The organism is Streptococcus suis, from assembly GCA_022354845.1.
Lineage (GTDB): Bacteria > Bacillota > Bacilli > Lactobacillales > Streptococcaceae > Streptococcus > Streptococcus suis_AA.
This window is the reverse complement of record CP031970.1, coordinates 943869-968404: the sequence shown is the minus strand read 5'-3', so window position 1 is coordinate 968404 and position 24536 is coordinate 943869. Positions and strand designations below refer to the sequence as shown.

Genomic DNA, 24536 nt, shown 5'->3' with positions numbered 1-24536 from the left:
AAACTCTATAAATTTTTCAATTCAATGACCATATCACGAATCTGGGCTGCCAGTTCAAAGTCAAGCACTTCTGCCGCTTCCTGCATTTGACCTTCCAGTTTCTTGATCATAGCCTTGCGTTCATCTTTGTTGAGGGCATTGAAGTCCACCACTTCTTCCTTGTCCTGAGTAACAGCTTTGGTTACGCTAATCAGGTCACGGATTTCCTTCTTGATAGTTTGTGGGATAATACCATGTTCTTCATTATAAGCCATCTGGATTTGACGGCGGCGGGCTGTTTCTTCCATAGCCTTGCGCATAGACTCGGTAACCTTGTCCGCATACATAATTACATGACCTTCAGAATTACGAGCTGCCCGACCGATTGTCTGGATGAGCCCCCGTTCATTACGGAGGAAGCCTTCCTTGTCAGCATCTAGAATAGCCACCAGACTGACTTCTGGAACGTCAATCCCTTCACGAAGCAAGTTAATCCCTATCAAGACATCAAAGACACCCAAGCGCAAATCACGAATAATCTCCGTACGCTCCAAGGTCTTGATGTCCGAGTGCATATACTTGACCTTGACACCCATTTCTTTCAAGTAGTCGGTCAAGTCCTCTGCCATTTTCTTGGTCAGGGTAGTGATAAAGGTCCGCTCACCTTTGTCAACTTGGGCATTGATTTCACCTAAAAGGTCATCCATTTGGCCCATAGTTGGACGGACTTCCACTTCTGGATCCAAAAGCCCTGTCGGCCGAATGATCTGCTCGACAACGGTATCGGTCTGCTCCATTTCATAGTCACCCGGCGTCGCAGATACATAGACAATCTGGTGGACATGGCTCTCAAATTCTTCCCTGCGCAGCGGACGATTATCCAGTGCACTCGGGAGGCGGAAACCATAGTTGACCAACATCTCCTTGCGTGAGCGGTCACCATTGTACATCCCCTTAATCTGCCCCATGGTCATGTGGCTCTCGTCAATCATAATCAGGTAGTCTTCAGGGAAAAAGTCCAGCAGAGTATATGGAGGCTCGCCCTCGCTTCGCCCGTCCATGTGTCGTGAATAGTTCTCAACTCCGTTGGTGTAACCCATTTCCCGAAGCATCTCGATGTCATACTCGGTCCGTTGTTTCAATCGCTGAGCTTCTAAGAGTTTTCCTTCTGCCTCAAAGACCTTGAGCTGCTCTTCCAGCTCCGCCTGAATCTTGGCAATAGCCGTTTCCAAATGGTCATCGTTGGTCATGAAGTGGGTGGCAGGGAAAATCGCCAAGTGGTCCACATCGCCCAAAACCTTACCTGTCAGGCTTTCAATCTCACGAATGCGGTCAATTTCATCCCCGAAAAACTCCACACGGAAGGCGTGTTCATCACGAGAAGCTGGGAAAATCTCCACCACATCTCCACGTACACGGAAGCGTCCCCGTTGGAAGTCGATGTCATTGCGCTCAAACTGGATATCTACCAAGGAATTGAGCAACTGGTCCCGGGAAATCTCCTGGCCGGGTCGCAGACTAACCACGCTATCTAAATATTCCTTGGGCGATCCCAAACCGTAGATACAGGAAACCGAAGCCACAACGATGACATCATTTCGTTCGAGAAGAGCTGACGTCGCTGAGTGACGGAGTTTGTCAATCTCATCATTAACCGAACTGTCCTTCTCGATATAGGTATCGCTAGATGGTACATAGGCTTCTGGCTGGTAGTAATCATAGTAAGATACGAAGTATTCGACCGCATTTTCTGGGAAGAATTCCTTAAACTCGCTGTAGAGCTGACCAGCTAGAGTCTTGTTGTGGGCGATGACTAGAGTGGGCTTATTGACACGGGCAATGACCTGGCTCATGGTGTAGGTCTTACCCGTACCAGTCGCCCCCATGAGAATCTGGGCTTTTTCGCCCCCCTCGATGTTATCAACCAAGGTTTCAATGGCTTGGGGCTGGTCACCAGACGGTGAGTATTTAGATACAAGTTTAAATTTGTTTTCAGTATTTCGATTTATCATACCCTTATTCTATCACAAGTTCTTCCTATTAAATAAAAAAAGACATCTGAATGAAACGAAGAAAAATAAGTTATTTTTTCAATGAAAAACTACCATATATGTAAGAAGATATAACATTAGAAAAGGCGTTCATTTTGCAATAATTCTGACAATATGATATACTAGGTAAGTTATTTTATATAATATATAGAAGGAGTATGAAAATGAAGAAAAAATTACTCATGCTATTGGCAGGTATTCTGCCAGTATTCTTTGTTTTTACTGGTGTCAAAGCAGATGATACAATTGATATCGTATTTGACAATGCTTATGCCCCATTCGAGTTTAAGGACTCAGACCAAGTTTATAAAGGATTAGACGTTGATATTATCAACGAAGTTGCTAAACGTTCTGGCTGGAAAATGAATCAAAGTTTTCCAGGATTTGATGCTGCAGTCAATGCTGTTCAGTCTGGTTCTGCCGATGCCTTGATGGCAGGAACCACCATCACTGAAGCCCGTAAACAAGTCTTTACATTCTCAGATCCATATTTTGATACAAAGATTATTGTTGCAACAACAAAAGCAAACAAAATTTCGTCTTATGAAGATTTGAAAGGCAAAACCGTAGGTGTAAAAAACGGTACAACTTCACAAACATTCTTAGAAGAAAATAAAAACAAGTATGGTTTTTCAATCAAAACCTTTGATACTGGCGATTTGATGTACAATAGCTTAGCGACTGGCTCTGTTAATGCTGTAATGGATGACGAAGCGGTTATTCAATATGCTATCCAACAAGGTCAAGATCTAAGTTTAGATATACCTGGTGAACCAATTGGGTCATTTGGTTTCTCCGTTAAAAAAGATAGCAAATACGAATACCTAGTGGATGATTTTAATAAAGCTCTGGCTGAAATGAAAGAAGATGGTACCTATGAAACCATCATGAATAAATGGTTCGGTTCATCTGATTCTTCTGAAAGTACGGATTACTCTTCTCGATTAAACCTTACAGGAAGTGTCACTGCTAAAGCTACACCTGTAAAATCAAGCTATACCATTGTTGCTGACTCATCATTTGCACCATTTGAATACCAAGATGAATCCGGCAAATATGTTGGGATTGATATGGAATTGATCAAAGCCATTGCTGAGCAACAAGGATTTACTATCACCATTCAAAACCCAGGTTTCGATGCTGCCTTAAATGCTGTCCAAGCTGGACAAGCAGATGCTGTTATCGCCGGTATGTCTATTACAGATGCTCGTAAAAAAATCTTTGACTTCTCTGATGCCTACTATTCTTCAAATATCTTACTTGCCGTAAAAAATGGTAGCGATATTGCTTCCTATGAAGACCTAAAAGGAAAAACAGTCGGCGCTAAAAATGGTACAGCCTCATATACATTCTTAGAGAGCAACAAAGACAAATATGGCTATACTTTGAAAGCATTTGATGAAGCTTCTGGAATGTATGATAGTTTAAATTCTGGTTCAATTGATGCTCTTATGGATGATGAAGCTGTTCTTCTCTATGCCATCCAACAAGGACGCGACTTTGCGACACCAATTCCAGGTGAAAAATCTGGTGAATACGGATTTGCGGTCAAAAAAGGGGCTAACCCAGAATTGATTGAAATGTTTAACAATGGCTTAGCTTCCTTGGTTGAATCAGGCAAATATGATGAAATTCTAAACAAATATTTCAACTCAACAGAAGAAACAAGTGCTACGACTTCAACAGTAGATGAAACTACTATCATTGGACTTTTGAAAAACAACTACGGTCAGCTCTTGTCTGGTTTAGGTATCACAGTTGGACTTGCCTTGCTTTCATTTGCAATTGCCATTATCATTGGTGTTATCTTCGGTATGTTTGCTGTAAGTCCAGTTAAGTCACTCCGTGTTATTGCATCTGTATTTGTCGATGTTGTTCGTGGTATTCCTTTGATGATTGTTGCCGCTTTCATTTTCTGGGGTATTCCAAACTTAATCGAATCCGTCACTGGACAGCAGTCACCAATCAATGACTTTGTAGCTGGTACCATTGCCCTATCCCTCAACTCTGGTGCCTATATTGCAGAGATTGTTCGAGGTGGTATTCAAGCAGTCCCAGTAGGTCAAATGGAAGCCTCTCGTAGCTTGGGTATTTCTTACGGAACAACCATGCGTAAGATTATCTTGCCACAGGCAGGTAAAATCATGCTACCAAACTTCATTAACCAGTTTGTAATCACATTGAAAGATACAACTATTATCTCTGCTATCGGTCTCGTAGAACTTTTCCAAGCAGGTAAAATTATTATTGCACGTAACTATCAGTCATTCCGTATGTATGCAATTCTTGCTATCATCTATTTGGTAGTGATTACACTCTTAACACGCTTAGCTCGTAAACTTGAAAAAGGAGGTAAATAATGGCTCAATTAAAAATCAATATACATGATCTCCATAAGTCTTATGGATCTAATGAAGTGTTAAAAGGAATAACCACAAAATTCTATGAAGGTGACGTTGTGTGTATTATCGGCCCTTCTGGTTCTGGTAAATCAACCTTCCTCCGCACAATGAACTTACTGGAGACCATCACAAGCGGCCAGGTAACAGTTGATGATCATGATTTAACAGATCCTAAAACGGATGCTGATGCCTTTCGTTCAAATATCGGAATGGTATTCCAACACTTTAACCTCTTCCCACACATGACAGTTCTGGACAATATCACATTTGCCCCTATTGAACACAAGCTTTTGGATAAAACAGAAGCTGAAAAAGTTGGAATGGAATTGTTGGAGAAAGTCGGTTTATCAGACAAACGTGATGCCATGCCAAATAGCTTATCTGGTGGCCAAAAACAACGTGTAGCTATTGCCCGTGCGCTTGCAATGAACCCAGATATCATGCTCTTTGATGAACCAACTTCTGCTCTTGACCCTGAAATGGTCGGAGACGTACTTAACGTAATGAAAGACTTGGCTGAGCAAGGTATGACCATGTTGATTGTTACTCACGAAATGGGCTTTGCTCGCAAGGTTGCTAACCGCGTTATCTTTACAGATGGCGGAGAATTCCTTGAAGATGGTACACCTGAACAAATCTTCGACAACCCACAACATCCACGTCTCAAGGACTTCCTAGATAAGGTCTTGAACGTGTAAGCTAAACGAAAAGCCTTGACTTGCGTCAAGGTTTTTTGATTTGCTTCAAAAAATAGTTAGCCTCTTTTCTGGATGAAAATATAAAAATTTCCTTGTCCTTATAAACGGAAAGCAGATTAAAAATATTTGGGTGAACCTGCGTTCGAAAATTCTTTACAAACTCTAATAATTCTTCATCGACAGTCATCTCAACCCATGGCATATCCACTCTCGGTTTGCCAACACGACTGTATAGCCCCTCCACGCAAACTGCTTCTGGATAATCTAAAAATAGTATCGTATCACAAGCCGCCATTCGAAGTTCATAAGTCCCCCCATAATTACCATCGACAATCCACTCTTCTTGCCTTAATACTTCTTCTTGACGAGCTTGAAAAACTTCCCTAGCAACTGTTGTCTTGTCCGATAACCAGTTTAACTGATCCAAATGATAGAGGGGCAGTCCTGTAATTTCTTTCAATTTCAGTGAAAAGGTCGATTTTCCAGAACCAGGGCAACCAATAATCATTACTTTCTTCATACTATTAACCTATAGGACCAACCTTTCTGTGTCTTTTCAACAGCTTCAAAGCCACATTTCTCAAATAGCTTACGAGAACCTGTATTCCAGTCATAGATTTCTTTGACAAGTATTTCCTCAAGCCCCACTTCCCTTGCACGCTCGATCATTCGATGTAACACCTTAGTCCCAATCCCTTTTTTCCAATACCTCCTGTCTCCAATGGCAATAGCAAAATCATCTTTAAAAAGAGTCACATCACCTATTGGTTGATACTTCCCATCTTCAAGGATTTCAATAAAATAGCACTCTCCATTTTTTGGTAAATAGCCATACATACGATTAAGCAAGTCCACACTATAAACTTCCTCATCCCAATCAATGAGCCAGACCAATTCCAAATCTTGATGCCATATCAAAGCAAAATCATGATATCCATCATATTTTCTTTACCGAAGATACTTGTTGATTTCTAATAGTTTCGGTTGTTCCACTCCCTCTATAGCCACATTTTTCCCCTTAGCAAGTAATATTTTTTTCCATTTTATCACAATCTGCTATCGAACGACATCATTTTATTGATGGATTAATTCACAAACATAAAAACCTCATTTTCATGAGGTTTATAATTTTATAAAAGTAGTCCAATCAGTGCTGCGATAATTCCATAAACAAACATTGGGATTGCTGTCTTCTGCATAATATAGCCTTCCTGGCGACGAACACCAGATACCGAAGACGCTGCAATGATGTTATTGATACAAGTCATATTGCCCATTGCCCCACCAACTGATTGCATTGCCAAAATACTAGTCATATTTAGCCCCGTCTGAGTAGCAATTGACTGCTGAACTCCTCCAAAGATCAGGTTGGAAATGGTAGCGGATCCTGAGAAAAATGCACCAATTGCACCGAGATAAGAAGCAAACAACCCCCAGAATGGTCCTGTAGCTGCCGCAAGAGATATACCAATAATAGAGACCATGGAATTGTCACCATTTAGTAACATAAATTTCACCATGGTCACCCCTCCAAGAAGAGCAAAGAATGGTTCTGCAACTTGATGAGCTGTTTGTCCAATTGTTCTCCAAACATTCCCTTTCATACTTGGATACAACCAAGATAACATAAAAACGATAAGGAAGAATGGGATAAATGCTGGAGCATACAGCAGTTCAAACGATTCGCTGGAACTCGTACCAAACACATTGGTCAAAGTGATTTTTAAAGCCTTTGTTACTTCCAAATCTGCAAAGCCAAGATTAGACTTAAACAAGATAGAATCTGTCCTCATCAAGGCCTTAATTCCTAATTGAGGAACCCGTGTCACAACTAAGATAAGCACCAGACTAATTAAAGGTAATAGGGCCTTAAATAATTCGTTCAGATTCACAGGTTCGAGCTCAGAAATGCTCGTATCAAATTTGCTTAATCCAATTTTTTTCTTAGCCAATAAAATGGAAATAAGAAAACCAATTGCACCCCCGATTAAGGAAGGAAACTCATAGTTTATAGTTGCCAGAAGTGTCATTGGAAGTGCACATGAAAATACTGTCAAATAAACAAAAAGAAGATTTTCTTTAATCTGTTTCCAGCTGAACACATACCTTAAAGCAATAATTGGAATAACCAATCCAGCAGCTAAATGAACAAGAGAGGCTTTAAAACCAAGTTCCCCTATCTGCTGACTCGTCAACCCCAATGCTCCAAAACCAAACCAAGTAGGTGTTCCAACCGCACCGAATGAAACCGGTATGGAGTTAAAAATCAATACTGCAATGACAACTTTTATAGGCTCAAATCCTAAGGCAATTAAAATGGGTGCAGCAATTGCAGCTGGAGTTCCAAAACCAGAAGCTCCTTCAACCATAAAAGCAAAGGCATAGCCAATAATCATCATTTGTGCAACAGGATTCGGAGTCAAACCAGACATCCACCTATTGATAATCGACTGATTTCCTGTTTTCTGTTGAAAATTATTAAATAACACGGCTCCCATAATGACGGTAATAGGCGTCAGAGTTGCCCAAAAACCTGTCACCAGACCTGAATTTAGTAAAGCAAAGTCAGTTTTGAAATAGACAAGCAAAATCAAATAAACCAAACCTGCTATCGCTGGCAAGGCATAATTCGCTGCTACCCTCAATTTTATCATCAGAAAAATCAAGACAACAATGGGTAAGACACTTAAAAAGATATCCATAAATTTTTTTCATTTCCCTATTTATTTTCAAACCAAAGATTTGAATCATCTGTCAGCTCTACATCATACCTAACCACTTTGATTAAGCAAAAAGAAACCTAACATTGTGTGTATTATAGCACAGGTTAGGGAAAAAAGTAACAACCTATCTATGAATTATTTTCATTATTTTTCAACAAGTAGTCACCTACGACCAATCATTCGTCTTGCTGACTATCTCTTGAAAAATTGACAAAACTCAACACAAATGATACACTATAATAAAAATTGATATTGCGAGGTAAGGAGAAATGGACAGTAACAAGTAAACTCAATTTAAGTTCTATACTTATTTAGTAGTTTTCTTGCGTCCATTTTTCTGCTCCCTCTATTCCATGAATAGGGTCTTTTTGAGCAGGTTTTGACACACTACTAAATAGGTAGTGTGTTTTTTCTTATAAAGGAGGCCTTATGCTACTAACCACTCATCACCTATCCCTCGACCATCAAAAAGATTTGCGAAATCTGGTTCACGACCTGAATCTCAATGTCAACCCTGGCGATAAAATAGCCATCATCGGCGAAGAAGGAAATGGAAAATCCAGTCTATTACTAACCTTGATGGATTCAACAGTTGTCGCCAACTACCTGCTTCAATCAGGCAGCATTCACCGATATTTTCACTCACCAGTCTATATTCCCCAAAGTCTTCCACTGGAAATAGCAGAGTTAACCATGAACGACTACTTCTTCGCTGACATGGACAGCGACATTGATTACGGCCTACTCTACCTCTATGCTGACCAGCTCCAGTTTGACAGTGAGCGATTTGCCAGTCAACAATTGATTGAAAGCCTGTCAGGTGGAGAAAAACTAAAAATTCAGTTGATAAAAAAGCTAGCCACTCCTTCTGATATGATTTTTCTGGATGAGCCGTCCAATGACTTGGATTTAGATACCTTACTTTGGCTTGAAAACTATATCATCACGAGCCCAAAGACCATCCTATTTGTTTCTCACGATGAAGACTTTCTTAGCAGAACAGCTACAAAAATCATTCACCTAGAATCGGTTAAAAAGAAATCACTTGCTCAAACCAAAGTTGAAGAATTGGACTATCAGGACTACGCACAGAAGCGCCAACAAGCCTATCAGAAACAAGTTCAACAAGCTCGGAATGACCAAAAAGAATTTGACAAATCCTTGAATAAGCACCTACGACAAAAGTCACAGGTGCGCAATACCTTGCTCAATACGCATGATGCTACTATGGGACGGCTCATTGCCAAGAAAATGAAGAATGTCTTATCACGTGAAAAACGCTATGAAAGAATGAAGAAAAATCTCACAGAAGTTCCTTTTCATGAAGATGCCATTTCCCTCTTCTTCTCAGACATTTCACCACTACCAGCTAGAAAGCAAGTGCTTTACTTAGAAAACTTTCAATTGAACGTTGACAAGCAGCAATTAGTTAGCAATATCCATTTCAACTTAAATGGACAAGAGAAAATTGGCATCATTGGACAAAATGGAATTGGTAAATCCAGTTTTCTAAAGCTAATCTATCAAGAACTCCGGCAACGAGCAGATATAAACTTGGGCTACATGCCCCAGCGCTATTCAGAAGTCCTTGATGAGTCTAAAACTCCACTTGATTTTTTATTGGAAAATGGCAATCGTGAGCAGGAACAACTAATCTTGACACATCTAGCTAGTCTGCAGTTTACACGACAAGAAGTTCATCACAGGATCTGTGAACTTTCAGGGGGACAAAAAGCCAAGTTACTCTTGTTAAAAATGGTTCTTGATCAAGCCAATTTTCTCTTATTAGATGAACCCAGTCGAAACTTCTCTCCTACTTCTCAGCCATATATTCGTCAACTATTTGCCGATTATCCAGGTGGTTTGGTATGCGTATCACACGACAGACGTTTTTTGAAAGAAGTTTGTCAAAGAATCTACCGACTAACTGGAAATGGACTGGAAGAACTACAACAAATATAAAAAAGGAAACTGGCGCACATGCCAAATTTCCTTTTATTATTTATTCATAAAGAATGAAGTCAAGCAAATTAACTCATAGCCTATAATTTATCAAGAGCAAGTTGCAAATCTTCAATCAAATCATCGACGTTTTCAAGTCCGATGGATAGGCGAATTTGATTTGGTGTGACACCAGCAGCAAGCAAATCTTCTGGAGCTAACTGAGCGTGCGTGGTTGTAGCTGGATGAACTACTAATGATTTCGCATCGGCAACGTTTGCTAGATTAGAAAAGATTTCCAAGCCATCAATAACCTTACGAGCTTCTTCTCCTCCGCCTTTTACTTGGAAAGAGAAAATAGATCCAACACCTTTAGGCAGGTATTTATCTGCCAAAGCCTTATAAGGACTATCTGGAAGTGATGGATAATTGACCGACTCAACATTAGGGTGATTGAGCAAGAAATCAACAATCTTTTCAGCATTTGACACATGACGCTCTACACGGAGAGACAAGGTTTCTAACCCTTGCAAAAGCAAGAAGGCGTTAAATGGAGAAAGGGCTGCACCTGTATCGCGAAGTAATTGTACACGAACTGCTAAAATAAAAGCTGCTGCACCAATATCACGAGTGTAACTAATATTGTGATAACTTGGATCTTCTTCAACAAATTGCGGAAACTTACCAGATGCCGCCCAGTCAAACTTGCCACTATCGACAATCACACCGCCAATGGTCGTACCATGCCCACCAATAAACTTTGTTGCAGAATGAACTGCGATATCAACACCATGAGAAAATACATTAATCAAATATGGAGTTGCAAAGGTATTATCTGAAACAAGCGGGATGTGGTGATTGTGTGCAATTTCTGCCAATTTTTCAAGATCAGGAATATTGATAACAGGATTTCCCAAAGTTTCAATAAATACCAGTTTTGTATTATCTTGAATGGCAGCTTCTACTGCTTCAAAATCATCAATATCTACAAAGCTTGTTGTAATACCATAGCGAGGAAGGGTTTCTTTGAAAAGATTAAAGGTTCCACCATAGAGAGTGGTCGCTGCTACAATATGATCCCCAGCGTGTGCCAATGCCAAAACAGTATAGGTAATTGCTGCCATACCAGAAGCTACTGCGAGCGCCCCAATGCCACCTTCTAAGGCAGCAATACGATTCTCAAAAGTAGCAACCGTTGGATTGGTAATACGAGTGTAGATATTACCAGGTTTACGTAAAGCAAACAAATCCTCCGCTTCTTGAGCATCTTCAAATACATAGGAAGTTGTCTGATAAATAGGTACCGCACGCGATTTTGAAGCAGCATCAACCTCCTGTCCAGCATGAAGTTGAAGGGTTTCAAATGAAAATTCTCTAGCCATAAAGATACTCCTTTGGTCTTTTTTAGTATTCTACCTCATTTTTACCATCTTGACTAATATTTAAATGTTAAGGAACCTTATAGTTAACAACTATAGCAATTTATAAAACAATTCTACCATTTTAAATTCCTACTCACATTACTTGAATAAAATTAGAATAACAGATACAATGATATTATGAATACATTATTAGAATATATTGGGCCAATAATCCTTGTTATCTTGATAATTTCTTATAGTTTTTATCGGCGGTTCCATCCCGATACTAAGGATACCAAGCAGCCACCAAGGTGTCCAAAATGTAAGTCTATTAAGCTTCAAACGTATACTCCAAGTCGAAAACAATATTCTCGTAAAGCTGGAATGGTCGGTCATGCAATCAACAGTGTTGAAGGAGCAATGTTTGCAATGCTCTATGAAGCCAATAGAACATATTATCGCTGCCAATACTGTGGTCACCGTTTTTCCAGAAAAGAAAACCGTTTTATCTCCAACATTGAATAACCCCACCTAATTTTTATTAGTTAACTTCTATCTTAAAACGCATTGGTTAGATTCCTTTACTTGGAATTCTAACCAATGCGTTTTTATATTTATCTACTATTCTTACCCTTATGGAATCTATCCTTTCAAGTATGTCGACTAGCTAACCAACTTAAAAATTCCTGTCCAATTCAAGAAAGCCTTTCTGCGCATCCGTTCAATCTCAGTTCGAAAGAGGCCTGCTATTGTTGCACGATTTAAAACGACACTATTTTCACGAGAAGAATTCATCACTTTAGTAACAAGTCTTTCCACTTCTTCTCCTTCTCTAGTTCCCATATCCCACAATTCTTGAAGTACTGTTTTATTATACATCTTTTCATACTCTGCCATACCTTGTAGCACCCAATATCTGTGATCACTTTCGACTTCTAACCACTGCCATACAATTTCAGCATCTGCCACATCTGGTTTTTCATACTGACACGATTGACAGAGTACCATTTGATTCGCAAAACTAGTCATGTCTGTTTTCCATTTATGCGATACAATTTGATAAGCAGCCACAGCATGAGAAGTTTTACATCTCCAACATAGACCGTTGTGAACTTCTGTATCATCAAAAATCCCTCGCTCAACCAAGGTGTCCATCCAGTAGTCTTCAATCTTTGATAAATCCATTTTAGTATTTTGCATAGATAACATCTTTAACATCTTCATTCTCCCTTAAATCCTTATTTATTTTCCAATAGTTGTAACCGAATCATACTCGCTTGTAGCATTGCCAGCTCGACAATACAAGGATACTGACTTAAATCTAAATTCTCCAACAAACGGTAAGATAAAAATAACTTCGGCTGTAAACGTGTCAGAGGTTTTGACCAAATAACTTGTTCATCTTGAAGTTGTTTGATGGCCAAAAAATATAGGTGATTGACCATGAGATAGGCTTTGCCATTTAACAAATAGGCATAATCCTGCATCAAATCCCGACAAAATGATGCAATCCACACAGCAGCTGTCTTTTCAACATCGAATTGGTTAGTACGTAATAAGTTAGCTGTGAACAAACTTCCCTTTCCAAAATCCTCAGACCACCTGCCTTCAAAATCTTCCATGTTTAACGGAGAGGTCAACCCAAAATGGCTAGCATATGTTTCCCATTCCTTATAAATATCATTCCAAGAAATAACTGTCTTCATAATCGACCCTACCTCCGTTTTTCATTTATGTGAGATAATTTTAACACCAATTTTCTATTTTGTCAAACACGTTAAACAATATTTGCAAAAAAAATATAAAATGGTATAATTAGTTAAACAAATAAGGAGACAACCATGATACTAGGCGAAATATTAAAGGAATACCGAAGCAAACATTCATTATCAATGGATAAATTTGCGGAGCTATCTGGTTTAACAAAGGGATATATTTCCATGTTAGAAAAGAACCAACATCCCAAAACAAAAAAAGCTCTTTTGCCGACATTGGATACTCTTGAAAAAGTAGCAAAAGGAATGTCCATACCCGTTGGGGAATTGATCGAACAGTTAGACACCAATCAAGATATTGCTTTGACAATAACTCCTGGGCAATTCAAGCTTTTTCAGCAACCAATCCATCCTCAGGTCCAGCTCTTGGATAAAGAGTTACAAGAACCATTTCACAGTCAATGGCTAGCCTTTGGTCAAGAACAGTTACTGGCTATGCGGGAAACTAGTCAGACAAATATTTTACAAATGGATGATTACCGTGATCGGGTTGAGTTAGCTGTTCCAGGTAAAGTCTCTGCTGGTACTGGTTATTGGCAGGATACTGATTTGAATAACCTAGTATCATTCTTGAGTGATGACATTCCCGACAGCCACACATATGATACAATCGCCCAAGTAGTTGGGGATTCCATGGCTCCACAGATTCAAGATGGAGATTATTTATTTATTCGATTAACTCCACATATTCCATTAAATGCCATTGGGATTTTCTCCGTAAATGGGGAAAATTTTGTTAAAAAGTTCAAAGGTGACTACTTACAATCACTCAATCCAGACTATGATGATATATATCTTAATGCAGATGACGATATCCGCCCAATTGGTCAAGTGGTTGCAATTTATGAGTAAAAAAAGGAGGCTTACTCGCCTCCCTTTTCTTTTAATGGAAAAGTCTCTCATCTGATGACTGTTGACAATTGATACTCTTTTCAAAACCAAAATGAACTGGTGTCAACTTTTAATCTTGATAGAGTTGATTTAATATGTAAATTAATTATTAATTTAGCTATCCTTATGTCGATTGATTGTCCTCTACTATTTTATTAAAAGTGTGGAGATTGCTTATTATTGAAAATTACTAGAGGTTTTGATTTCTCACTTTTCTAAAACACATATTTTAAGAAAAGAGTTATTATGGAACGAAAATATTAGCCTTTAATGTTGATTGAACCGGATAGCTGGGCTAATGTCAGGTACAAATGCTTCACATTACGAAATTATAATTTCCAAAATATTATTTGGAAAACCGATGAAAGACTTTTCCCCTACTAGAATCTGCAACTTTTTTGCAAAAGATTCAGAATCCTAGTAGTATATACAAACTTACTGAACGCAAATAGACTCCTTTCAATTAAGCCAGATGGCGTTCAACATCTTAAATCAAACTATTTCCTTTTTTCAATTAGATTATACCATTATTGTAAAGCGCTTTCAAATAATTATGTGCTCCAAATTCAATTTTTTTAACTTTCTTTTGCTTTTACAAAAGATTCCCACATTTTCTGCTGCGGTTTTGCAAATGGATAGGTAGGAAAATCTTCTACAGAGACCCATTTCAATTCTTTTGAATCTGGAAGTGTGCTTGAATCAGATATACCTTCTATCAAATCGATTTGCCATTTGCGGTGACTAAAAATGTGCTGTACGGTATCAAATTCTTGCTCTTGCCAATCAACAGTCAGATCATAAAGTTCCGTAAAGCTCTGCCGAATATCTGGCTGAACAACTTCTTCTGCAACTTCAAAGAGAGAGACTTGCTTGTTAACGACTGCTCCTTTTTCCAAAAGCGGAAAGGACCAAAAACCTGATAGAAGACCTGCTTCATTATTTTTTTCCAATAAAAATTGATTTTCTTTATTTCTAATGAGAAATCCTTGGTAGGCCACGGGAATCGGCTTTTTCTTTGGTGATTTGATTGGATACTTGTCCATTGTACCGTTTAAGTAGGCTGCGCTAAAGGCTTTGACTGGGCTGTCCTGGGGACGTGGATTAACTGGCGATTCAATATCCGAACCCAGATCCATCAGGGCTTGGTTGAAATCACCCGGTCGCTCTGGATCAATCAATAGCTCCATCATCGCTTGGAAAATCTTGCGATTGGCAGGCAAACCAATATCATAATCAACCTCAAACAAGCGGCTGAGAACCCGCATCACATTGCCGTCTACCGCTGGTTCTGGCAAATTAAAAGCAATACTGGAAATTGCTCCAGCAGTATAAGGACCAATGCCCTTTAGGCTTGAAATGGCTGCATGCGTGGTCGGAAATTGCCCATCAAAATCTTCTACCATTTGCTGAGCCGCCTTTTGCATATTCCGCACGCGCGAATAATAGCCCAATCCCTCCCAGAGTTTGAGAATGACCTCCTCTGGTGCTTGTGCTAAATCACTAATCGTAGGCAAATGATGGAGAAACCGTTCATAATAAGGAATGACAGTGTCAACTCGTGTCTGTTGAAGCATGATTTCGGAAACCCATATAGCATATGGGTCCCTTGTCCTTCTCCAAGGCAAATCACGTTTATTATCATCATACCAGTCTAAGAGTGCCTTGCGAAAAGCTTGAATCTTTTCCTCCGGCCACATTTCAATTCCATATTCATTCAAATCTAACATAAGTTTAGTATAACACAAAGAAAGGGAGCCAGCTTTTGCCAACTCCCTTATCTTGTTTATACTTAGCTTCATCATCATTCTTCTTAAACAGTTTAATGTAAGTTTTATGACTTTTGTGCCGATATTTTAACTCTGCTCTACATATAATATAGGTTAACTACTTCACAATTACCAATAAATAGACAATATGTCATCAAAATATCCTCCTATTTTAACTTATGAAAATAATTTTACTTGTTTTTTTACACATTTTTACACTTTCACGCTATTAGATTTTTTCATTTGTAGGGTATTATATAAAAAATAATAATACACGGTGGGAGCACAATGAATCTAAAGAAATGCAGACAGATACTTAATGCTGTTGCGCTGTTTGTGCTAATAATTGTTTTTGTTTCAAACATTCCTCTTTTTCATTCGATTCACAATGAAATGATTTATGTATCTATATTTCTTATAATACTTGATATTATTTTTGGATTTATCTTTTTACGATGTCCTCAATGCAAAAAATTATTAAATTTTAAATGGTCTTCCCAAGGTATTTGTCATAATTGTGGAGCTCGATTAGAAGCTGATGTTTCGGAATCATAGCATTCAACATTATATTATTAAACAATCTACTGTTTGGATACTTTTTAAACTAGTATTGAGGAGAGGAGGCGAATCCTATGGATATACTACACCAATAAAAGGAAGATGTTTGATTCAATTAGCTACACATGCTAAAAGGGAGGATTTTTTATGACGATGAATATGAAACAATTAATTCCTACCACTTTAACTATGTTTATGATAATTTCACTGTATTCAGTCAATGTTATACATGCCGCGACGGTTGAAGCCACAGCTACAAATAGTTCAACAACTATGCGAACTGAACTCACTTTTTTTGAAGGTACACCCGGAGATAATCATTTAGTTTACACTTATCTCGAAAATGGGATCCATTATAAAGTGGTTGAAAATGCTGATGCTAATTTTATAAAGATAAATTCTACAACCTATGTTATGAATGCTGAAGGTGATTATGTAGAAGATAAGTTTCAGGAACTTGATATTCAACCAAACGGCGACTGTTATTTGACAACTACTGATTCACAGGAACCTCAAAAACTTCACAAATAGATACATTTGCTGATCGTAAATCTGTTAATACATTAATGGAAACTAACCAGGCCAGTGTTTATAGAGCATATACTGATCCAGGAACTGGCGAATGGATAACAAAAGTATGGGATGGTAGTTCTTCCATATACAATATGACTGTTTCAGCTGTTAGTGCCGTGCTCGGTGCGGCTCTTGGTGGAAAAATAGGAGCAGCTATTGGTGCCATTGTCGCTGAATTCTTTAAAAGATGAGCAAATTATATCCAGTGACTGTTGTCATTAGGGAGTCGACACACACTACTTACTACTTAGACTCCAAGCACAAATATTCAACGGGAACCGACTACTATGAATATAATGGCAGATGGTGAATATCTGTTTAAAAATAAGTATACCAGAAAAAATCTGTAGATAAGATTCTTAGTAAGATGATAAAGGGCAAGTTCTTTAACGAACTTTTTCCCTTGTTGTATATTTTTTTCATTCCTGTCCATAAATAAACTCATCGACAATCAAAACCAGAAAACCTCCAATGGATCGGGAAACTTTGTATGTTTGAGATAAAGAGAACGAAGTTTGTTTCTCTCAATCTAACCAAGACTGTCTGCTTTTGATGTTCGTTGAGTATTATTCTACTTTACCTGTTACAAACATGGTAAAGCTTGCTGAAGCAAGTAGCTGTTTATCTTGATTTTCTATCTTTACTTCAACGACCTTTGTTCTACTTCCATCATGTGTGCAAGAACCAGTGACGGATAAGGTATCACCAAGTTTTGCCGCCTTCATATAATGGATATTGGACTGTAGGGTGACAGAATAAGAACCCCCTGCCACTGTTGTCAAGCCTGCTACTGAATCTGCTAAAGTAAAGAGGAAGCCTCCATGAGCCATACCATATGGATTGAGAGACTTTTCAGTCACCTTAGTAGTCAGTAACACCTCTTTCTCATTGAGCATTGTAGCTTGATAGTCATCTAAAACTGTAATCGGTTGTAATTCTAATTTATCTAACACGTTCATCCTCCTCTGATTGCTGACTCATTTGCATTTGGTAATATACACCCTGCTCCTTCATCAACTCTCTATGATTTCCTTGTTCAACAATTTTTCCATCCACCATGACTAAAATCAAGTCAGCTGATTGAATGGTTGATAGGCGATGAGCAATAATAAAACTGGTCCGTCCTTCCATCAATTTGGCAAATGCTTCTTGTACTAAAATTTCTGTCCGTGTATCAATAGAAGAAGTCGCCTCGTCTAAAATCAGGATTTTAGGTATCTTGACAAAGACACGAGCAATAGACAAGAGCTGACGTTGACCTTGGGATAAGGCTTCTCCTCCATCTGCCAAAACTGTATCATAGCCTCGTGGAAGCTGACGAATAAAGAAGTCTGCATTAGCTGCCTTAGCCGCCTCAATGACCAATTCCCGCGTGGCATTTGGATAGCCATAGGCAATATTATCATGAATGGTACCAGATTTGATCCAAGTCTCCTGTAAAACCATCCCAATCTGTCTGCGAAGATCCTCACGACTGTACTGGCTAATCGGAACCCCATCTAAGACAATCTGACCAGCCGTTACATCGTAGAAGCGCATAAGCAGGTTAATCATGGTTGATTTACCTGCACCAGTAGGTCCAACAATGGCTACCTTTTGTCCAGCTTCGACATCAATGTCCAAATGTTCTATCAGAGAACGGTCAGGGCTGTATGAGAAAGATACATTGTCAAAGGAAATAGCTCCCTTCAACTCCTCCGAATCGATTTTCCGCTCAGCCTGATCGTCAATGCTATCTAGAGCCAAGATAGCAAACAGCCTGTCTGCACAAGCTAAAGCGCTCTGCAATTCCGATAGGACCGAGGAAATATCATTAAAGGGCTTGCTGTACTGACTAGCATAATTGAGAAAAGTTGTCAGTGAACCCACTGTAAACTGCCCTGCCATAATTCTCAGCGCTCCAAGTCCTGCAAGTAAGGCATAGATAATAGCATTGATAAACCGCGTACTTGGATTGACCGTTGAAGAGGCAAAGATAGCCTGTTGGGAATAGGTCGCATACTGTTCATTCACAACTTGAAAACCATGCGTAAATTGCTCTTGAGCATTGAAAGATTGGACCAAGGTCAGTTGACTGATGGACTCTTCCAAAAGTTGAGATTGCTTCCCACGTGCCTGTGTTTGTTTTCTATAATAACCATAGGATTTCTTAGCGATATACCGTGCAACAAGCAGAGACACAGGAGTCAGGGCAACAACAACCAACATCATCGTCAAGTCAAGCCTAGCCATAGTGAAAATGGTTAAGAAAATGGTCAAGATACCTATGAAAAATTGATTGAAAACCATTAAGAGTCCGTTGGTTAATTGCTCACTATCACTTGAAAAACGAGCTACCAAATCACCAACTGAATGACGATCCAGATAAGACAAGGGCATGTGGTGCAGCCTAACATAGACCTGTTCACGCAAGTCAGCCACCATTCCATAAACCAAGCGATTGGTTACTAGTGGGAGATACCATTGCACCAGCGTATTAAGCAAGATAAGCATCACCATTTTTCCAATTATCCCTAGCAAGACCTGACCATCCGCTATCAATACTGCATCAACTGCCTGACCAATCAAGATAGGCAGATAAACTGTCAGAAGCACCTGCACCACAGTTCCCACCAACATCAAGGACATTCGAAAGGGTTGGCCTAAAACCAATCTGACCAGTTCCTTAAAACTAGATTGTTTCATGGCTGTCCTCCTCCCTATGTTGTGATTGATCGATTTCTTGGTAAATGGCAGAGCTTCTCAGCAAGTCTTCATGACGGCCAAGTCCCACTTGACGCCCTTGATCCAAGACCAAAATCTGATCAGCTGTTCGTAAACTATTGGTTCTCTGAGATACCATTATTAAGGTTTGCTCAGGAAATGCACGACGAATCGCGGACAATAACCGACTCTCTGTCAGATAATCCAAAGCAGAGGTCGCGTCATCTAAAACCAATATCGGTGCTTTCTGTAAAATAGCGCGTGCAATGGTCAAACGTTGACGCTGTCCACCAGAAAAATTTTTCCCAAAGGCTTCGACAGGACTATCCAAGCCTCCTTTGTCCTCAATGAAGGACTTAGCCTGTGCGATTTCTAGCGCTGCCCATAACTCACTGTCCAATACACTTTCTAAGCCTAATGACAGGTTAGAACGCACAGTCCCAGCAAAAAGCTGAGCCTGTTGTGGAACGATAGCTAATTGCTGCCGCCACTCTTTCAAATTCCTAGGACTTTTCCCCTCAATAAAGAAAGAGAGTTGGCTGGTCGGTATGGAATAAAGTGCCTGTAAAAGGTCTACTAAGGTTGATTTCCCTGAACCAGTCCCACCAATCAGACCCATAAACTGTCTCTTACATAATTCAAAATCAATATCAATTAGTGATTCCTCAGCAGATTTTGGATAAGAAAAGGAAAGATGGTTCACAGAAAAAATCAATTCCTTGTCTCTACTATAAATTACTGGCAAATTGGCATCCACATCTTCAGATTTCTGCTCAAAAACCTCTTGAATACGCTGTGCTGAAATATAGGTCTGATTAAGAGTTGTCACAACCATAATCAATTTCACCAATTCAACTAAAATTTGAAGAAGATAATTGATTAGAGCAACCAGCATTCCTTGCTCCAAACGATTATCGGAAATAGCACTATTGCCCTGCCAGATGAGAAGAATCAAGGTCCCATTAACTACCAAAAACGTCAAAGGCGATAAGAGACTGGACCAAAAACCAGCCTTTAGCTGTTGCTTCTTATATCGTTGATTTATGCCTTGAAATGTCTTGATTTCCCGCTCTCTCTGCCCAAAAGCTCGAATCACTCTCCAGCCAGTAATCGTTTCTCGTACCTGTCCTACCAAACCATCTAATTCCTTTCGAATAGATTGGTAAATACGACTGGTCAGGACTGAAATCCCTGTTACGATGACCAACAACAGTAGAATCATTCCTAGAAAATAGATTGATAGACTTGGGCTAATATAGAATGCCATGATCAGTGAACCAAATACGACAATCGGAGCCCGTAGGAATAAACGTAAAAAAGTATTGATACCTGTTTGAACCTGCAAAGTATCACTCGTCAATCTGGTTAATAAACTGGCAGATGAAAGTATGTCTCGACTTGATTTTGGAAGAGAAAGGACTTTCTGATACAAATCATTCGTTAATGCTTTTGTCACTCCGACTGCTGCTTTGGCTGAGAAATATTGCGCTATAATCGAGACAATAATTCCAATACAAGCGAGTCCAACTAGTAATAAAAGCATAGCAACCAGGTCTCCCCGGTTGCCATTTGGAATAATTGTATCTACGATATAGGCGATTATCAACGGAACAAAAAGTTCAAAGTTAGCTTCCAATAACTTGAAAACTGGACCTAGAATGGATTCCTTGATATAGTCCTTAAAATACCGTGATAAAAATCTCATATTAACGGTGCTCCAAAGCTTGAACCGCCGTAATCAATGTCAAATTATAAACATCGTCTGGGTTACAACCACGAGACAAGTCATTTACCGGTTGGTTCAACCCTTGTAAAACCGGACCGACAGCCGCGAATCCACCCATACGTTCAGCAATTTTGTAACCAATATTACCTGCTGAAATACCAGGGAAGATAAATACAGTCGCTTGGCCTGCTACTTTTGAACCTGGAGCTTTTAATTTACCAGTAGTTGGAACAAAGGCTGCATCAAATTGTAATTCACCATCCAAATCCAATTCTGGACGCAATTTTTGAGCAATTTTTGTAGCTTCAACAACCTTATCCACTTTAGGACCCGCACCAGAGCCTTTTGTAGAATAGCTAAGCATCGCAACTTTTGGATCAATACTAAACATTTTTGCAGTACGTGCAGAGTTAATTGCAATTTCTGCCAATGTTTGGGCATCTGGATCAATGTTTATGGCACAGTCACCAAAGATATAGCGTTCTTCACCTTTCACCAACAAGAAGGCACCGGATGTTTTAGAAACACCTGGCTCAGTCTTAATAATTTGAAGCGCAGGACGAACTGTTGAGGCAGTTGAGTGAATAGCACCAGAAACCATTCCTTCTACAACGCCCATGTAAACCAACATGACACCAAAGTAATTGACATCTTTCAATAATTCATGAGCTTGTTCTTCCGTTACCTTCCCTTTACGGCGTTCCACAAAAGCTCCAACCATCTCATCATACTTATCATAATGAGCAGGATCAATGATTTCAAACCCTTCAGTAATACCTTCAATTTCCAAATAAATCTTGATACGTTCTGGGTTACCAAGCAAGACTGGCACTACATCTGATTCATTCACCAAACGCTTCGTCGCTTGAAGGATACGAGGTTCTTCACCTTCAGGTAAAACAATACGAACTTTTTTTCCCTCTAGCTTGCTAACTAGCTGTTCAAAAATTTTCATGAGCAAACTCCTTAAATTTTATTAACTTTTTAACTGATTGATAACAGCCTGAAAATCCTCCGGAAGCGCTGCTTCCAAATCAACCCTTTCGACTGAAAAAGGGTTAGTAAACACAAGATTGTGGCAATGAAGAGCTTGACGCTCAATTCCACACTCTAAACTCCCACCATATAAATCATCACCAAGTAGTGGAAATCCAATATGGGCAAAATGGACACGTATCTGATGAGTGCGCCCTGTATGTAGTTGTATATCCACAAGATGAATATTGCCCCAAGACTGGACAAGTTTATAAGAAGTATGAGCATACTTCCCATTCTGCGTTACACAACGAGTAATAATACTATCCTCTGGTCGACCAATAGGGGCAATAATATCCCCTTCTTGCTCTAACTCCCCATCCCCTCGAACCAAGGCGAAATATCTCTTACTAATTTGCTTCGTCTGTAATTGTTTATCTAATCGGGCATGGGCATAGCCATGCTTAGCAAACAACATGATCCCAGATGTATCTCGATCTAATCGCGTTACAATGTGAACCTGTTTGTTTTCATATTTTTGTTCGACTAAATATCCTTTAACGAAATTAGCAATTGTAGAAGAATGGAGAATCGAAGGAATAGAGGCATAACCAACAGGCTTGTTGATTGCTAAAAAATGTTCATCCTCATAGACAATATCCAAAGGAAAAGAAATCGGTTTCAAACTTCCAGTGGCATCTTCTTCCGCAGGTATGTTTATTGTAACGCTATCTCCGATTTCAAGCAAGTAAGTAGCATTCTGTTCACTACCATTGACCAAAATACTACCACCTGTATATTTAATTTTTGCCAAAAGTCCTTTGGAAACTCCCTGGGCTTTTAAAAAAGTTTTCACCTTTGTGTGCTGATCCGCAACAAAATCAAATCGCATTACTCCACCTCTCCAATAAAGGCATCCTTAACACGATTCCAAAAACTAGTGTGGCTAGGTGTCGCAACAAAATGGATTTTGCTATTGTCAATCTGATACTCAATGCAATCAATGTTGTCGTAGATAATCGTTTTATTATCCACCGCTATGGAGTAGCGATCACTATGTTTTGGTTCAATAACAATCTTGTCTTTTTTCGGCACAACGATGGAAGACCCAAGTGTCCTGTAAACACGATTGTTTAAACTAGCCACTTCAGCTATTTGCAAGGCCTCAATTGTAGGGTGCAATACTGCTCCACCAAGTGACTTATTATAGGCAGTTGAACCAGTTGGTGTTGAAACTGAAATACCATCGCCACGAAAACGTTCAAATGGCACATTATTGATAATAATATCTGCTACCATCGTTTTAGACAAGCGCTTGATTGTCGCCTCGTTGAGAGCTTTCATTTCAACGATTCTTCCATCCGTCAATTTCACTTTTACATTTAAAATCGGATAAGAAACACGCGCTCCCGTATCTAATTTTAAATTCTCGACAAGATTTTCAACCTCAAAGTCCCGATAATCAGTATAAAATCCTAAATGCCCAGTATGAATACCGACAAAACGGACCCGATCTATCAACTTCTCATATTTATGAAAGGCTGATAAAAGCATGCCATCACCACCGATTGAAATAACAATATCTGGATTTTTAGGTGTTAAAATAAAATTCTCTTCTCTTAACCTTTTCCAAAGCTCCTTAGAAACAACCTCGCTTTTTGGGTTCCGACTGGCGAGCAATGCGACTTTTTTTCTACCTGTATTCTTCATCTGTATCATCGCTATTTCCAACGCCGTCATTCAACTTTCGATAAGCAGGATCAAAGAGTGCCTGAGCCTCTTGAATGTCGTCGCGGATTTTTCGCATCTCCTCGTCTAATTGATAAGCTATCTTTGCGGTAATTTCCAAACGCTTTTTAATTTCTTCAGGAAAATTCCCTTTATATTTGTAATTGAGTGAATGTTCAATAGTAGCCCAAAAATTCATTGAAAGGGTGCGAATTTGAATTTCTGCCAAAACAGTTTTATTTCCATTTATGGTATCAACTGGATAAGATATCACTACATGGTAAGAACGATAGCCAGAGGCCTTCATATTATTGATATAATCGCGTTCATGGACAATTTGCATATCTTGCCGTTTACGGAGGATAGCCAACACTTCCTCGATGTCATCAACAAATTGTACCATAATACGGACGCCTGCAATATCTTGCATATCTTGAGCCAAATGTTCCAAATTAATGTGCCTAAGCGCCATTTTCTCTTGAATAGACTCAATCGGCTTAACTCGACCAGTAACAAATTCAATTGGAGAATGACGATTGGCTTTGCGGTATTGTTTCCGAACACCCCTTAATTTAATCTTTAATTCTCCCACTGTCTGAATATAGGGATCTAAAAATTCTTCCCAATTAAATTCCATAAGGTCCCCTTTCTTGTAAAAACTATTAAAATGTATTAGAATAACACAA

Annotated in this window: 22 protein-coding genes and 1 pseudogene; 8 read left to right on the top strand and 15 right to left on the bottom strand. The window is 39.2% G+C overall.

What is annotated here, in order from left to right:
- Positions 1-5: 5 nt before the first annotated feature.
- Positions 6-1991: an excinuclease ABC subunit B gene (gene uvrB, locus D2A30_05080; protein ID ULL21006.1), complete on the bottom strand. Its 1986-nt coding sequence runs from the start codon at positions 1989-1991 to the stop codon at positions 6-8.
- A gap of 203 nt (positions 1992-2194) precedes the next feature.
- On the opposite strand from uvrB, the gene D2A30_05075 reads away from it, so the two are divergent.
- Together D2A30_05075 and D2A30_05070 are read left to right on the top strand one after the other, a co-directional pair.
- On the top strand, positions 2195-4390 hold the full coding sequence (locus tag D2A30_05075) for an ABC transporter permease subunit (GenBank protein ID ULL21005.1): 2196 nt from the start codon (positions 2195-2197) through the stop codon (positions 4388-4390).
- Positions 4390-5130, top strand: a complete 741-nt coding sequence (locus tag D2A30_05070; GenBank protein ULL21004.1) for an amino acid ABC transporter ATP-binding protein — start codon at positions 4390-4392, stop codon at positions 5128-5130. The genes D2A30_05075 and D2A30_05070 overlap by 1 nt, the downstream gene beginning before the upstream one ends.
- 25 nt (positions 5131-5155) lie before the next feature.
- Here the strand turns inward: D2A30_05070 and D2A30_05065 are convergent, their stop codons facing one another.
- From D2A30_05065 to D2A30_05055, 3 genes and pseudogenes are all read right to left on the bottom strand, one after another.
- Positions 5156-5650: an adenylate kinase gene (locus D2A30_05065; GenBank protein ID ULL21003.1), complete on the bottom strand. Its 495-nt coding sequence runs from the start codon at positions 5648-5650 to the stop codon at positions 5156-5158.
- Positions 5647-6138, bottom strand: a pseudogene (locus D2A30_05060) (GNAT family N-acetyltransferase). Before D2A30_05060 ends, D2A30_05065 begins: the two are co-directional and overlap by 4 nt.
- 122 nt (positions 6139-6260) lie before the next feature.
- Positions 6261-7832, bottom strand: a complete 1572-nt coding sequence (locus D2A30_05055) for an L-lactate permease (GenBank protein ID ULL21002.1) — start codon at positions 7830-7832, stop codon at positions 6261-6263.
- 450 nt (positions 7833-8282) lie between these two features.
- Here D2A30_05055 and D2A30_05050 point away from each other — a divergent pair, with 450 nt between their 5' ends.
- Positions 8283-9815, top strand: coding sequence for an ABC transporter ATP-binding protein (locus D2A30_05050; GenBank protein ID ULL21001.1), 1533 nt, complete (start codon positions 8283-8285; stop codon positions 9813-9815).
- Positions 9816-9895: 80 nt separating this feature from the next.
- On the opposite strand, the gene D2A30_05045 is transcribed toward D2A30_05050, so the two are convergent.
- The gene (locus D2A30_05045; GenBank protein ID ULL21000.1) at positions 9896-11176 is read right to left on the bottom strand and encodes an O-acetylhomoserine aminocarboxypropyltransferase/cysteine synthase; all 1281 of its coding nucleotides are present in this window, start codon (positions 11174-11176) and stop codon (positions 9896-9898) included.
- A 177-nt stretch (positions 11177-11353) separates the two neighbouring features.
- Here D2A30_05045 and D2A30_05040 point away from each other — a divergent pair, with 177 nt between their 5' ends.
- Complete coding sequence (locus D2A30_05040; GenBank protein ID ULL20999.1) at positions 11354-11680, top strand: hypothetical protein; 327 nt, start codon at positions 11354-11356, stop codon at positions 11678-11680.
- Positions 11681-11818: 138 nt separating this feature from the next.
- Here D2A30_05040 and D2A30_05035 read toward each other — a convergent pair whose 3' ends face one another.
- Together D2A30_05035 and D2A30_05030 are read right to left on the bottom strand one after the other, a co-directional pair.
- The gene (locus D2A30_05035; GenBank protein ID ULL21992.1) at positions 11819-12364 is read right to left on the bottom strand and encodes a hypothetical protein; all 546 of its coding nucleotides are present in this window, start codon (positions 12362-12364) and stop codon (positions 11819-11821) included.
- Positions 12365-12393: 29 nt separating this feature from the next.
- The gene (locus D2A30_05030) at positions 12394-12861 is read right to left on the bottom strand and encodes a hypothetical protein (GenBank protein ULL20998.1); all 468 of its coding nucleotides are present in this window, start codon (positions 12859-12861) and stop codon (positions 12394-12396) included.
- Between the two features lie 135 nt (positions 12862-12996).
- On the opposite strand from D2A30_05030, the gene D2A30_05025 reads away from it, so the two are divergent.
- Positions 12997-13782, top strand: coding sequence for an XRE family transcriptional regulator (locus D2A30_05025; protein ID ULL20997.1), 786 nt, complete (start codon positions 12997-12999; stop codon positions 13780-13782).
- Between the two features lie 614 nt (positions 13783-14396).
- On the opposite strand, the gene mutY is transcribed toward D2A30_05025, so the two are convergent.
- Positions 14397-15518 (bottom strand): A/G-specific adenine glycosylase, encoded by a 1122-nt coding sequence (gene mutY / locus D2A30_05020; protein ID ULL21991.1) that lies wholly within the window; start codon positions 15516-15518, stop codon positions 14397-14399.
- A gap of 357 nt (positions 15519-15875) precedes the next feature.
- Here mutY and D2A30_05015 point away from each other — a divergent pair, with 357 nt between their 5' ends.
- The 3 genes from D2A30_05015 to D2A30_05005 all read left to right on the top strand — a co-directional run bounded on the left by D2A30_05015 (position 15876) and on the right by D2A30_05005 (position 16909).
- Positions 15876-16142: a hypothetical protein gene (locus D2A30_05015; GenBank protein ULL20996.1), complete on the top strand. Its 267-nt coding sequence runs from the start codon at positions 15876-15878 to the stop codon at positions 16140-16142.
- Positions 16143-16292: 150 nt separating this feature from the next.
- Complete coding sequence (locus D2A30_05010) at positions 16293-16676, top strand: hypothetical protein (protein ULL20995.1); 384 nt, start codon at positions 16293-16295, stop codon at positions 16674-16676.
- A gap of 35 nt (positions 16677-16711) precedes the next feature.
- Complete coding sequence (locus D2A30_05005) at positions 16712-16909, top strand: hypothetical protein (GenBank protein ID ULL20994.1); 198 nt, start codon at positions 16712-16714, stop codon at positions 16907-16909.
- Positions 16910-17284: 375 nt separating this feature from the next.
- Here the strand turns inward: D2A30_05005 and D2A30_05000 are convergent, their stop codons facing one another.
- The 7 genes from D2A30_05000 to D2A30_04970 are packed head-to-tail and all read right to left on the bottom strand — an operon-like array spanning position 17285 to position 24487.
- The gene (locus D2A30_05000; protein ID ULL20993.1) at positions 17285-17671 is read right to left on the bottom strand and encodes a PaaI family thioesterase; all 387 of its coding nucleotides are present in this window, start codon (positions 17669-17671) and stop codon (positions 17285-17287) included.
- Complete coding sequence (locus tag D2A30_04995) at positions 17661-19403, bottom strand: ABC transporter ATP-binding protein (GenBank protein ULL20992.1); 1743 nt, start codon at positions 19401-19403, stop codon at positions 17661-17663. Before D2A30_04995 ends, D2A30_05000 begins: the two co-directional genes overlap by 11 nt.
- Positions 19390-21126, bottom strand: coding sequence for an ABC transporter ATP-binding protein (locus tag D2A30_04990; GenBank protein ULL20991.1), 1737 nt, complete (start codon positions 21124-21126; stop codon positions 19390-19392). Before D2A30_04990 ends, D2A30_04995 begins: the two co-directional genes overlap by 14 nt.
- Position 21127: 1 nt before the next feature.
- The gene (locus D2A30_04985; protein ULL20990.1) at positions 21128-22102 is read right to left on the bottom strand and encodes a phosphate acetyltransferase; all 975 of its coding nucleotides are present in this window, start codon (positions 22100-22102) and stop codon (positions 21128-21130) included.
- Positions 22103-22123: 21 nt separating this feature from the next.
- Positions 22124-23014: an RluA family pseudouridine synthase gene (locus D2A30_04980; GenBank protein ID ULL20989.1), complete on the bottom strand. Its 891-nt coding sequence runs from the start codon at positions 23012-23014 to the stop codon at positions 22124-22126.
- Complete coding sequence (locus D2A30_04975; protein ID ULL21990.1) at positions 23014-23832, bottom strand: NAD kinase; 819 nt, start codon at positions 23830-23832, stop codon at positions 23014-23016. The genes D2A30_04980 and D2A30_04975 overlap by 1 nt, the downstream gene beginning before the upstream one ends.
- Positions 23816-24487, bottom strand: a complete 672-nt coding sequence (locus D2A30_04970) for a GTP pyrophosphokinase family protein (protein ID ULL20988.1) — start codon at positions 24485-24487, stop codon at positions 23816-23818. The genes D2A30_04975 and D2A30_04970 overlap by 17 nt, the downstream gene beginning before the upstream one ends.
- Between the last annotated feature and the right edge of the window lie 49 nt (positions 24488-24536).